The 13,249-nt window shown below is 44.9% G+C and carries 8 protein-coding genes, 3 tRNA genes, 1 rRNA gene and 1 pseudogene; 7 read left to right on the top strand and 6 right to left on the bottom strand.

All coding sequences use genetic code 11. From position 1 onward, the window contains the following. A 16S ribosomal RNA gene (locus tag L5L98_RS21820) occupies positions 1-199 on the bottom strand; the annotation flags it as partial. A gap of 738 nt (positions 200-937) precedes the next feature. Continuing rightward, positions 938-1,771: a CDP-diacylglycerol--serine O-phosphatidyltransferase gene (pssA, locus tag L5L98_RS21815; RefSeq protein ID WP_263143500.1), complete on the bottom strand. Its 834-nt coding sequence runs from the start codon at positions 1,769-1,771 to the stop codon at positions 938-940. Between the two features lie 94 nt (positions 1,772-1,865). Here pssA and L5L98_RS21810 point away from each other — a divergent pair, with 94 nt between their 5' ends. Beyond that, positions 1,866-2,333, top strand: coding sequence for a DUF4124 domain-containing protein (locus L5L98_RS21810; RefSeq protein ID WP_263143498.1), 468 nt, complete (start codon positions 1,866-1,868; stop codon positions 2,331-2,333). 277 nt (positions 2,334-2,610) lie between these two features. Here L5L98_RS21810 and clpB read toward each other — a convergent pair whose 3' ends face one another. From clpB to rluD, 3 genes are all read right to left on the bottom strand, one after another. After that, positions 2,611-5,184, bottom strand: a complete 2,574-nt coding sequence (gene clpB, locus L5L98_RS21805) for an ATP-dependent chaperone ClpB (RefSeq protein WP_198573010.1) — start codon at positions 5,182-5,184, stop codon at positions 2,611-2,613. A gap of 199 nt (positions 5,185-5,383) precedes the next feature. Then, positions 5,384-6,118: a peptidoglycan editing factor PgeF gene (gene pgeF / locus L5L98_RS21800; RefSeq protein WP_263143495.1), complete on the bottom strand. Its 735-nt coding sequence runs from the start codon at positions 6,116-6,118 to the stop codon at positions 5,384-5,386. Beyond that, positions 6,119-7,093 carry a 23S rRNA pseudouridine(1911/1915/1917) synthase RluD gene (gene rluD, locus L5L98_RS21795; RefSeq protein WP_105249966.1) on the bottom strand — a complete coding sequence of 325 codons (975 nt, stop codon included), beginning with the start codon at positions 7,091-7,093 and terminating at the stop codon, positions 6,119-6,121. It lies immediately after the preceding gene. Between the two features lie 122 nt (positions 7,094-7,215). Here rluD and L5L98_RS21790 point away from each other — a divergent pair, with 122 nt between their 5' ends. The 6 genes and pseudogenes from L5L98_RS21790 to hmpA all read left to right on the top strand — a co-directional run bounded on the left by L5L98_RS21790 (position 7,216) and on the right by hmpA (position 11,803). After that, the gene (locus L5L98_RS21790; RefSeq protein WP_105249967.1) at positions 7,216-7,977 is read left to right on the top strand and encodes an outer membrane protein assembly factor BamD; all 762 of its coding nucleotides are present in this window, start codon (positions 7,216-7,218) and stop codon (positions 7,975-7,977) included. 229 nt (positions 7,978-8,206) lie between these two features. Next, positions 8,207-8,282: transfer RNA gene (locus L5L98_RS21785), tRNA-Phe, on the top strand. 54 nt (positions 8,283-8,336) lie between these two features. Continuing rightward, a tRNA-Leu gene (locus tag L5L98_RS21780) sits at positions 8,337-8,423 on the top strand. Positions 8,424-8,491: 68 nt separating this feature from the next. Next, positions 8,492-8,578 (top strand) — tRNA-Leu (locus tag L5L98_RS21775). A 165-nt stretch (positions 8,579-8,743) separates the two neighbouring features. Further along, positions 8,744-10,359: pseudogene (locus L5L98_RS21770) on the top strand (methyl-accepting chemotaxis protein). Between the two features lie 250 nt (positions 10,360-10,609). Continuing rightward, on the top strand, positions 10,610-11,803 hold the full coding sequence (hmpA, locus tag L5L98_RS21765) for an NO-inducible flavohemoprotein (protein ID WP_263143492.1): 1,194 nt from the start codon (positions 10,610-10,612) through the stop codon (positions 11,801-11,803). A gap of 96 nt (positions 11,804-11,899) precedes the next feature. On the opposite strand, the gene L5L98_RS21760 is transcribed toward hmpA, so the two are convergent. Further along, complete coding sequence (locus L5L98_RS21760) at positions 11,900-12,622, bottom strand: pseudouridine synthase (RefSeq protein ID WP_263143490.1); 723 nt, start codon at positions 12,620-12,622, stop codon at positions 11,900-11,902. Positions 12,623-13,249: the final 627 nt, after the last annotated feature.

The following is a 13,249-nucleotide window of genomic DNA, read 5'->3' as shown; positions in this document are numbered from 1 at the left end:
CCTTTCCCCCGTAGGGCGTATGCGGTATTAGCAGTCGTTTCCAACTGTTATCCCCCTCGACTGGGCAGATCCCTAGGCATTACTCACCCGTCCGCCGCTCGCCACCTCAGGAGTAAACTCCCTTGTGCTGCCGCTCGACTTGCATGTGTTAGGCCTGCCGCCAGCGTTCAATCTGAGCCATGATCAAACTCTTCAATTAAAGTTTTGTTGCTTCCGTCTTACGACTTCAGCGGCTCAATGAATTCTGATTTTTTGTTTCTAACTAAAGAAACAAACTGTACATATTGCTATGAACACTCATTGTTACATTGATTTAAATTTTTGACTGCCAACCCGAAGGCTAAGCAGTTTCGATTAACTCAACACCTGTGAGTGTCCACACAGATTTCTTGTTTTATCTTGTTAAAGAGCAACTCAACCTCATAAGAGAAGGTGAGTACCACACTGAGCGTCGAACGCTTCCAGCTGGCTAGGGCTGCGTATTTTACGCATTTCCCGTTTCGCGTCAAGGAGTATTTTTCAACTTCTTGCTGCGGTTGAATTAAGTGCTTAAAAGCTACTCAATTCAACTTAACTCGTCAGCCTGCTTTCGCTGCCTGCCGTGTCAGTGGATGCGCATTATAGGCAGTGAAACTTTTTGTGCAAGGGCTTTTTTAACAATCTCCGCCAAGCGAATGAATAACCACCAAACTGCAGAAATATACTGCAATACTGAGCAATATCGCTGTTTGGGTTGATAAGTTTGGCAAAAGAAATCGCCTATTGCAGGGATTTTAATAGATTGAATGGGCATAAACAGAAGTTGATAGCGATTTTTCGTAATATCTATCAGCAAACCTCTAAAAGCGTTATGCCCAGTGTGATGTCTTACTCTTGTTTGCACCTAGCTAATGATAAGCACTGTTCAAAAGCACGAGCCCTAAGATTTATGCTCTTCTTATTTCTCTTTTTCGATATTTGTAGCGCTTTGTGTTTGTGCTGCAGCTTGGGTTGAGGAATTGATCTCGACATTCGCCACGACATCATCTCCTACAACGTGTGCGACTTTGAGTTTTCTCACGGTTCGAATCGTAATGATTGGGCCTGAAATCGCATATAAGTAGAAACCGACACATAAGATCAATGCAGGTTGAACTGACACCACCACAAATACACCAACGACCAGTAAGATCACGATAAAGTTAACCTTGCCACGCCAGTCAATTTCTTTAAAGGAGTGATAGCGGAAATTGCTGACCATCAGTAAACCGATTGTCGCAGTCACAAGGGCTGCAATCCAACTGATATTTTTTCCATCGAGACTGTATTGATTACCAAGCCAAATACTGCCAGCAATAACAGCGGCGGCGGCCGGACTAGCGAGACCTTGAAAGTAACGCTTATCGGCGACGCCAACTTGCGTATTAAATCGAGCGAGCCTGAGTGCCGCACCTGCACAATAAATAAATGCCGCCAACCAACCAATTTTACCTAAGTCCGCTAATGCCCAATTGTAGGCGAGTAGTGCTGGCGCCATTCCGAAGGACACCATATCGGCCATACTGTCGTATTCGGCACCAAAATCACTTTGGGTATTAGTCAGTCTTGCCACTCGGCCATCGAGCCCATCACAAATCATGGCAATAAAAATGGCTATTGCAGCAGCTTCAAAGTTAGCATTCATGGAAGCTATCACAGCATAAAAGCCAGAAAACAATCCTGCTGTCGTAAAAAGATTAGGCAGTAAATAGATACCTTTATTCTTTACTGTTTGATTTGAAGAATTTTGCATACACTTATTACGCTAGTTCAGTGAAGAGAAGTTAGCTTTCAAGATAACATATTTTATTATCATGTAGATGAGAGACCAGTTAGGGATAATTTCGATGTTAAAAGTGAACATGTTCAGAACAATACTGTATCGATGGCTCTGGCTCGGCCTTTTCATTGGCCCCGTTTCTGCGGGCGTTATCTATACTTGGGTCGACGAAAATGGGGTGACGCATTACAGCCAACAAGCCCCACAACAAGAAAACATCAAAGCAGAAAAACTCTACAGTGAAGATTTAGAGCAGGCGAAAGTGGGTTTTATCGCACCGGTAAAGAATGCGGAAGCCACTTCTGAAGCCAATGAATTAGAAAAGTCAGCGGCGCAGATCAAAGAAAAAGACGCCAAACAGGCTAAATCCATTTGTGAGAGTGCAAAACACAATTTAGAAATACTCACAACGCATACTAAGCTTATCCGCCAAACTTCCGATTCAGGTGAATCTGTCGCTATGACGGAGGAGGATCGCCAAGCCTCGATTGCCCAGCAGCAGGAAAGAATCAAACTCTTCTGTGATAAGAAGTAGCCAAATTCACTATGCCACTACATTAATGAAGAACGATTAAGCTGATGCAATAAAAAAGGAGCCGAGTTAAAAACTCGGCTCCTTTCGTTTTAGTGCTTGAAGCGGGAGAGATACTGACTAAGGAAGCGCTATCTCTTATTGCAAGATAGTTTATTTCAAGCTCGTTCATTCAAGAACGCTTATTTCAGTTCGCCTATTTCAACATATCCAACTTCAAGCTTGCGATTAACGTATCGCATTCAAACAACACACTAAGTTACTAGCTACTGGTCACAGGTTATTGCTCGAACACTAACTCGCCACCCGCACAGCTGACCTTGATCGGTTTACCCGGTAACAAGTCACCACGCAGTAATTTCTGCGCCAGCGGGTTTTCGACTTCTTGCTGCAATGCCCGTTTCAACGGTCTTGCACCATACACAGGATCGAAACCAATTTCCGCAATCAGTGATAATGCGTCGTCGGTGATCTCCAATGTATAGTCCTTTTCAGCCAAACGTTGGCGTAAGGAAGCAATTTGTATCGAAGCAATACGCTTGATATTGGCAGCATCCAATGGATGGAACACCACAGATTCATCGATACGGTTTAAAAACTCGGGTCTGAAACTGTGAGTGACCACATTCATTACCGCCGCTTTCATCTCTGCATAGGTCACTTGACCAAATCCTTCTTGGATAATGTCGGAGCCTAAGTTCGAGGTCATGATGATCACTGTATTTCTAAAATCGACAGTACGACCTTGACCATCGGTTAAGCGTCCATCATCAAGCACTTGCAGTAAAATGTTAAACACATCGGGATGCGCTTTCTCGACTTCGTCGAGCAATATCACCGAATAAGGTTTACGACGAACGGCTTCCGTTAAATAACCGCCCTCTTCATAACCCACGTATCCTGGAGGCGCACCCACTAAACGCGATACTGAGTGTTTCTCCATAAACTCAGACATATCAATGCGCACTAAAGCCGATTCGGTATCAAATAAGAACCTCGCCAGTGATTTACACAGCTCAGTTTTACCTACACCCGTTGGGCCTAAGAACAGGAACGAGCCAATCGGGCGATTTGGATCCGCCAGACCCGCGCGGCTACGACGAATCGCATTCGCGACCGCATCGACGGCTTCGTTTTGGCCGATCACTCGTTCATGCAGCGCCACTTCCATTTGCAGTAATTTTTCGCGCTCGCCTTCAAGCATTTTCGATACGGGTATTCCCGTCGCTTTTGACAATACTTCGGCGATTTCGAACTCAGTAACCTTGTTACGCAATAACGTCATGTCCTGCATTTCGGCTTGCGATGCCAAATCGAGCTGTTTTTCAAGCTCAGGTATACGACCGTATTGCAGCTCAGACATCCGAGTTAAATCACCCGCACGACGCGCCACTTCTAAGTCCATTCGAGCCTGTTCGAGATCGGCTTTTATGTGCTGAGTGCCCGCTAATGCGGCTTTTTCAGTACGCCAGATTTCGTTCAACTCTGAAGCTTTCGCTTCAACGTCACGTAATTCCTCTTGCAGATGGTCAAGCCTGCGACGACTCGCCTCATCATTTTCTTTGGCTAACGCCTGCTCCTCCAGTTTGAGCTGGATAGCACGACGTTCGAGCCTGTCGAGTGACTCAGGTTTTGAGTCCATCTGCATACGGATGCTCGATGCCGCTTCGTCGATCAAATCGATCGCTTTATCGGGTAACTTACGGTCCGACACATAACGGTGCGACATGGTCGCTGCCGCCACAATAGCCGGATCGGTAATTTCCACATGGTGATGCAGCTCGTAACGTTCTTTCAGTCCACGCAAAATGGCGATGGTATCTTCAACGCTTGGTTCATCCACCAGCACTTTTTGGAAACGACGTTCAAGCGCCGCATCTTTTTCAATATACTGACGATACTCATCAAGCGTTGTCGCACCCACACAGTGCAAGTCACCACGCGCTAACGCAGGTTTGAGCATGTTACCCGCATCCATTGCGCCTTCACCTTTACCGGCGCCGACCATAGTATGCAGCTCGTCGATAAAGAGGATCACTTGACCTTCTTCCTGCGCCAACTCATTAAGTACCGCTTTTAAACGCTCTTCGAACTCACCGCGATATTTAGCGCCCGCAATCAATGAGCCCATATCGAGGGATAAAACGCGCTTATTTTTAATGCCCTCGGGGACTTCACCATTAACGATACGCTGGGCAAGTCCTTCAACAATCGCCGTTTTACCCACACCCGGTTCACCGATAAGGACGGGGTTATTTTTACTGCGACGTTGTAACACTTGGATCGTACGGCGAATTTCATCGTCACGGCCGATCACAGGATCTAACTTGCCTTGTTCGGCTCGCTCGGTGAGATCGATAGTAAACTTCTTCAACGCTTGGCGTTGATCTTCAGCGTTCGGATCATCCACTTTTTGGCCGCCGCGCATTTGTTCAATGGTTTGTTCCATCAACTCTTTGGTCGCGCCGGCTTTTTTCAGCGCTTGCGCAAGGGCATCGGCACCTTCTAACGCAGCTAATACAAATAATTCGCTAGAGATATATTTGTCTTTACGCTTTTGCGCCAATTTATCACACAGGTTTAATAAACGGATTAAACCTTGGGATAATTGTACATCGCCGCCCGTACCTTCGACTTGAGGTAAGCGTTCCAGCTCTTGACTCAAAAGCGAACGCAGCGCACTCACTCGAATGCCAGCTTGGGTCAATAAGGGATGGATTGAACCTGAATCTTGGTTCAACAATGCCATCATCAAATGCAGCGGTTCAATAAACTGATGATCACGCCCAAGTGCGAGTGACTGGGCATCAGAGATGGCAAGCTGAAATTTATTGGTCATACGATCGAGTCGCATACAGCCTCCTAACACTCATATAGTAGAGATATGCCAATCCACAAGACATCTTGCCAATTTAGTGGCTTTAAAATCAGTACCGCTAATGGAGAGATCTAAATAGGATTGGTATTACATTTCGTTAGTTAAAAGATGGGGGCTATTTAGCCAAATTCAAGCGAATAACGCGCAAATAAATACAAACTGTAGGGGAATTAGCTTAAGACTTAAGCCAGATCAATGAAGCCATGCGTCCCGTCACCTTATCGCGACGATAAGAAAAGTAATCCGTGTCGCTGACTGTGCAGATATCTGCGCTATAAATAGGGTTTATCCCGAGTAAACTCAAGCGTAATTTAGCCAAGCCAATAATATCGGCAAGATACTTGTTACCACTTGGAATAAAACACGCTGCCGACTGCGGATGTAAAGTACAAAAAGCTTGCTGTACTTCAACGCCGACTTCAAATTTTTGTGGACCAATAGCCGGGCCGAGGTAGGCAATCAATTCATCCATAGGTGAACTAAAGTGCGCCGCAGTGGCCTCAATCACGCCATCACATAAACCACGCCAACCAGCATGGGCCGCAGCCACTTCGGTTCCCGCTTGATTACACAGCAACACAGGCAAACAATCGGCGGTCATCACTGCGCAAACTCGTCCAGCGGTTCGGCTGTAACTAGCATCGGCAATCGGTGTATCCGCAGCATGAGCTAAGCTCATCGCGTCTAAATTAAGCACATGAGTACCATGCACTTGCTCGAGCCAGACAGGCTCGGCGGTTAACGCTAATTGTTTGCAGAGTAATTCACGATTAGCCATCACCAGCTCCGGCGCATCACCGACATGCAGTCCAAGATTCAGACTGTCATAAGGATGCACGCTCACACCGCCATGACGATTTGTCATTGCGATGCCAACATTAGCGGGAACAGGCCAATCGTGATTAAACACTTACAAATACTCGATCGGATGCTCGACCGTGTCTTGACGCAGTGCTTTCGTCAAAATCACCATGTCTTCAGGAATTGGCGCGTGCCAGCTCATGATTTCACAACTCACAGGGTGCGCTAATTCAAGACGCACAGCGTGCAGCGCTTGGCGCTTGAAGTTTTTCAGAATATCAAAAAACTCTGGGCTGGCCCATTTCGGCGGTTTTGGACGACCACCATACACAGGATCGCCCACTAATACGTGGCCTATGTATTCCATGTGCACACGAATTTGGTGAGTACGACCCGATTCAAGGCGCAATCTTAGACGAGTGTGGTTACGGAATTTTTCCGCCACACGATAATGCGTCACTGCAGGTTTACCAGAGTGATGCACCGCCATATGAGTACGTTTCGTTGGATGACGACCAATCGGCTCATCAACAGTACCGCCACCTGTCATAGTCCCCATCACAATCGCTTCGTATTCACGAGTGATTTCACGGGCCTGCAAGGCGGCAACTAAATGGGTTTGCGCTTCAACGGTTTTGGCTACAACCATTAAACCTGTAGTATCCTTGTCCAGACGGTGCACAATACCAGCACGTGGTACATGCTCAATATCGGGACAATGGTGCAATAGTGCATTCATCAAAGTGCCATCGGCATTGCCAGCACCAGGGTGAACCACGAGTCCCGCTTGCTTGTTGATCACAATAATATCGTCATCTTCATAGACGATATCTAGATCAATGGCCTGTGCCGCTGCGTGAACTTCTTCTTCAAGAGTGGCATCTATGAGTATCTGTTGCAGCTCATAAACTTTCTCTCGGGGCTTATTAACGACAACGCCGTCAACATAAACTGCATCAGATAGGATCCATTCCTTGATGCGCGTGCGCGAGTAATCTGGGAACAACTCTGCTAGAGCCTGATCTAATCTCAGTCCAGTTTGTGTTGCCGAAATCTCGCTTTTTAGATTAATCTCTTGTGTCATAGGAACCGTATCCCCATTTAGGGGTCAAAAAATGTGTGCTATCTGTTACAATCGGATGTTTTCTATTTTATAGTGAAATGGAAAAATTCTTAACTACAACTTAAAAAGAATTGAATTCAAGTATGTATAAATTTTCCAAAGGCGTTACCTTAGTCCTATTTTCACTAGCGTTATCAGCCTGTAGCAGCAGCCCTGATGATAACGATATTGCCGCCAAAACGTCACCTGATGTACTTTATACTCAGGCCAGAACCTCTATGGAGCTTGGCAATTACTCTAAAGCTGTCCGTTCTTTGGAAGCGTTAGACTCACGCTTCCCCTTCGGACCTCACAAAACTCAAGTCCAGTTAGACCTGATATATGCTTACTATAAAATGGACGATGTCGCTTCTGGTATTGCGAACATAGACAGATTTATCCGTCTTAATCCAACTCATCCAGATGTAGACTATGTGTTCTATATGCGCGGTTTAGTGAACATGCAAGCCGACAATTACATGTTCCACGACATGCTTAATATCGACCGAACCGATCGTGACCCTAAAAATGCTCAAGATGCTTTCAAAGATTTTGATCGTCTTATCAAAACCTACCCTAACAGCAAATATGCCGCCGATGCGCAAAAACGCATGTTAGCGTTGAAGAATCGCTTAGCAAAATATTCAATTCAAGTTGCCGAGTATTATCTCAAGATGAATGCATGGAGCGCCGCAGCAATCCGAGCACAATCTGTAATGGAAACATACCCTGGCACCCCTTCAAATGAACGGGCATTAGAGATAATGATAGAAGCTTATGGCGAATTAGGTCAGAGCAAGCTGAAGCAAAACGTGCTCATGGTAATGCAAGCTAACTTCCCAAACAATGAAATCTTATCAAACTAACCGAGAATGCCCCTTTAATAGGGGCATTTTTTTGCTTGGTGACCCTAGATAAGCCATAAATAGATAACGCTAAGTTCTCAGTGTGGATAGTGGTTTGGCTATTTTTACATCCTCAATACCAACACAAATGACACTTTCGTGTAAATCTTATCCAACTGAGTCACTTTTTCCGTTATTTAGTAAAAATCTATTGACTCAAAACCCGAAAAGCCTTTAAATTGCGCCCGTCGCCCGAATAGCTCAGTCGGTAGAGCAGAGGATTGAAAATCCTCGTGTCCCTGGTTCGATTCCGGGTTCGGGCACCATCTTTAAATGGGTTGCGATAGCGACTTATGTTAGAGAACTGCGATAGGTACAGTGCAGGTGTGGTGGAATTGGTAGACACGCCAGCTTCAGGTGCTGGTGCTCGCAAGGGCGTGGAGGTTCAAGTCCTCTCACCTGTACCAAATTGCAGTTCAAAAGTTAAGATTCACAGTGTTAAGATTGTCAATTCGATGAAATATCGAATAGCCATGCAGATGTGGTGGAATTGGTAGACACGCCAGCTTCAGGTGCTGGTGCTCGCAAGGGCGTGGAGGTTCAAGTCCTCTCATCTGTACCAACATTTAAACCTCGCCAAGCGAGGTTTTTTTGTATCTGAAGCAAAATAAATTTTCTGTAACTCCCCCCTCTTTCCTCAGATTTGCTATACCTATTGTTACAGACTCATCATAGGGATAGATAGAGTTCTGCCTAAAGGACTCTTTAGTTCACTGAGGCTATCCATATGAACGGTTTACAAATAAAACAAAAAATGTTTATCGGCATTCTGGTTCCCCTTTTAATGCTAATGACGATTGGTTTTCTCGCCATTAATATGATGGGTAAAATTGAATCGGGTGTTGAACGTATCTATGGCGATAGAGTTGTGCCACTAGACGATTTAAAAGTGATTGCTGATAAGTACGCGGTCGATGTTATCGATGCGGTCAATAGGGTGGTTTCACCGCCTCTCAAGCAGCTGAAGCGCTAGACAGTGCCAAATCTACCATTACCCAGCATTGGCAAAAATACTTAGCCACTGAACTTACCTCAGAAGAATCCCGACTCGTAAAACAAGCCGAAGTGCTGTTCTCACCCGCGAATCAACAGATTGACACTCTGGTCTCACGCTTAAGAGGATTAAATGGTGATGTATCAAGCCAATTATCGGCCAATATCCTGCCGCTTTACCAAGTAATAGACCCCATCAGTAACCAAATATCTGAACTGATTGCACTGCAAATTCGCGTGGCAGGCGAAGAAAAAGATCGTGTGAATGCCATTTACCAATCTTCAATCACTATTTTTGTAGCATTAGCCTGTGCCGCCATGATTATCAGTATTGTGATTGGACTCTGGGTCAATCGCAGCGTGATGAATCCTATTAATGACATTCTCAGTAAACTGAAGCTGATCCATCAAGACTCAGATCTTACCGTCAAATTCACTACTTTTAATCACGATGAGCTAGGACAAATATCCACTAGCCTCACCCAAGTTATTGAACACTTGCGGGGCATTCTTCATTCAATTGCCGAAGCGGCAAATACCGTTAATAGTTCAGCAAATGAGTTAAGTAGCTTCACGCAGGCAACCAATAAACGTATGCAACAGCAGCAAGCCGAAACGGAGCAAACTGCAACGGCCATGAATGAGATGACGGCAACGGTCGCAGAAGTCGCCCAAAGCGCATCTGCGGCGGCAGATTCAGCAAAAGATGCCGATACCTATGCCGCCAATGGCAATAATATTGTAATGCAATCGATTAGCAGTATGTCGCAATTATCTGATCAAATTCAAAAAACGGCACAAGTCATTGGATTTCTGTCTAATGAAAGCCAAAATATCGGCCGTGTACTCGATGTGATAAAAAGCATTGCCGAGCAAACCAATCTATTGGCATTAAATGCCGCCATTGAAGCGGCCCGTGCGGGAGAACAAGGCCGCGGCTTTGCAGTCGTTGCGGATGAAGTACGGACCCTTGCGCAGCGCACCCAAAAGTCTACCCAAGAAATTGAGGCCATGATTGCCACACTACAACAAGGCGTTAAAGAAGCAGTTAACGCTATGGAAATTGGTATAAATCAAGTAGATGATGCTAATGATAAAGCCAATCAAGCAGGCCAAGCATTGAAAGAAATCGTCTCCTCAGTAGACAGCATCACAGAACTTAATACTCATATTGCGACCGCTGCCGAAGAACAAAGTAGCGTTGCCGAAAGCATTAATCGCAGTATTATTGCCATCAGCGATATTGCCGAACATTCCACCGCATCGGCGGCTGAATTAAGTGAATCTGTGGTTAATTTAACTAAACTCGCCAACAGTATGCGCAATCAAGTGAGTGCATTTAAACTCTAAGTCAAAAAACCACACTATGACTGCAATAAGCTTTGCTGTTGCAGTTAACCTCCCCCATTACCTCTGTAATACATTGAAATAATATATTTATTTATCATTTCCCTATCTCATACCCGCTTTGATAAAGCACTTCAAATGACCTCAATCACGCTTATCGGTAGCACGAATTGCGATCATCACTATTGATCTAAATCAAATAGATCTTTAAACTTATTTAACATTCATAATATTTACATGTTAAGGATTTTCTATGTTGGACAGCCGTACAATCCAAGTTATCAAGAGCACTATCCCCTTACTCGAATCCGCAGGCCCTGCGCTGACGACCCATTTTTATGAACGTATGTTCAAACATAATCCTGAACTAAAAGATGTATTTAACTTGGCACACCAGCATTCTGGTGGCCAGCCTGTTGCCCTGTTCAACGCCGTCGCGGCTTATGCTAAAAATATTGAAAACTTAACGGTGCTAAGTTCGACTGTCGAGCGCATTACCCAAAAACATACAGGCTTTCTGATCAAGCCTGAGCAATATGCGATCGTCGGCAGCCACTTATTGGCCACCCTTAAAGAGTTAGGCGGTGATGCAGTAACAGAAGAAGTATTAGAAGCTTGGGCCCAGGCCTATGGATTTTTAGCAGATATATTTATTCAACGAGAAGCTCAAATTTATCAGGAACATGCAGAACAAGATGGCGGTTGGGTGGGTGAGCGTCAGTTTATCATTAGCGCGAAAAAGACTGAGTCCACAGTCATTACCTCCTTCATATTGACGCCCGAAGATGGTAAGCCAGTTAAAGATTTCATTCCCGGCCAGTACTTAAGTTTGAAACTAAAACATCCCAATTTAGCATATGAAGAAATCCGCCAATATTCCCTATCCGATGCGCCGAATGGCAACAGTTACCGCATCAGTGTGAAACGTGAATTAGGTGGTCAAGTGTCTAATCTGCTACACGATACCATGCATATCGGTGACAAAATTGCAATTATGCCGCCGGCGGGAGATTTTATCTTAGAAGTCGAGGCGGACATCCCCGTAGTGCTCATTTCAGCAGGAGTGGGTCAAACACCGATGAAAAGCATGTTGAATCAATTGATCAAGTTGCAACATCCAAGTGCTATTACTTGGCTACATGCCTGTGAGCAAGGTGATGTACATGGTTTCAAACAGGCTATTCACACCAAGCGCCAGCAACATCATAATCTGAAGAGCCATGTTTGGTATCGCAAGCCGAGTTCAACCGATGTGGTAGGTACAGATTATGATTTTGAAGGACAAATGGAATTAAGCAAAGTCGCAGATCAACTGCTTCCCCATGCACGTTACTATTTCTGCGGGCCTATTGGATTCATGTCAGCCATCAAGCAACAATTACTCGTTCTGGGTGTATCAACTGAAAACATGCACTATGAAGTATTCGGCCCCCACGCCGATCTCTAATCCCATGTCACGGGCTTGGGACACTTGACTCTCAAGTCCATTTTTATATTTAGAATCCGCAGAATAATGGCTAATAAATTGAAGTGCTCTATGTCTCTAAGCTACCGGTTTACAGCGGATAGAAGCCACTTCTGCGGCAGTCAGCACACGACTTTTGCCCGACGCCAGAGCTTCATCCAACACAATATCACCTATTGATAATCTATGTAGACCAACAACTGGGTTTCGAAAGCGACCAAACATCCGCTTAATTTGATGGTACTTACCTTCCTTTAAAGTCACTTCAGCAACATGATCAGCAAGGATCACCAATTTAGCAGGCTGAGTTATTATATCTTCAAAGCTGAAATACATACCTTCGGCAAATGCGGCGATATATTCTTCAGTTAATGGATTAGCTAAGGTAACGCGATACACTTTATCGACCTTATGCGTTGGTGACATTAGTGCATCAGACCAGCGGCTGTCATTGGTCAGTAATAACAAACCCGAAGAATTTAAATCTAGTCTACCCGCGATATGTAACTCATCACGGGCTTCGCAATCGAGCAAATCAATCACGGTTTTATGCTGAGTATCTTTAGTCGCGCTCACCACGCCAATCGGCTTATGCAACATCAAATAAACTGGCGTGTTGGCCTGTAATATTTGCCCATCGAGTTGGATGTGAGAAAACTCATCCACTTGCCTATCCATGTCCTTCACTATCAATCCATCAACGCGTACTCGGCCCAAGAGTAACAGTTCACGTACCGCTTTACGGTGAGTGTGTAACTGGGTACAAAGATAACGATCGAGTCGGCCGCGCTTAGACTGCATAACACCACAAATGAAGAAATATGAATGGGATAGCCATTCTAGCAGGATGCGAGTTCAGGTCATAGCGAGCCAATACAGTAAGCATCACAGATGCTTATTTAGAGCAAAATTAGATCAAACTAGGCAAAATTTGTTAAGCTAGGCGTTCAATTCATCTTATTGTGAGTGGTTACCGCATCAAAAACTTATCTGCAAGTCCCGTTATGATACGTTCGAACCTGCTATTTTTAGCCTTGTTTTTAGTGATACTCGCGAGCTCATTCTTCACTCAAGCGAGCGATGCAGTAAATCCCCCTGAAGCGCCTCAACCTTTCGCCATATATGGACCCATCCGGTTTGCAAGACATTCGATAGCGATTATGAGAAGAGTTCATTKCACCCATATATTCGGCCTGTTATTGAGGTATGCCTCTGGCCCTGATGGATATCTGCTTCTACTGTCCTTATCATCCTTGCGGCTTCATTATGAGCCTATGGCGAGCTAAGGTTTTCAGTAGATCAGTCTGACTGTCTCATCATCAAATCAATTGTCATAGCAACTTGCTGGTTGATTAATTATTAACGTTTATTGAATCTATTCAGCACTATACTGGAAGTCGATATTCTTCGTCATGCGCCGCGATAAAA

Source organism: Shewanella sp. SM23, from assembly GCF_025654295.1.
Taxonomy (GTDB): Bacteria; Pseudomonadota; Gammaproteobacteria; order Enterobacterales; family Shewanellaceae; genus Shewanella; species Shewanella oncorhynchi.
This window is presented reverse-complemented; position numbering and strand designations above follow the sequence as displayed.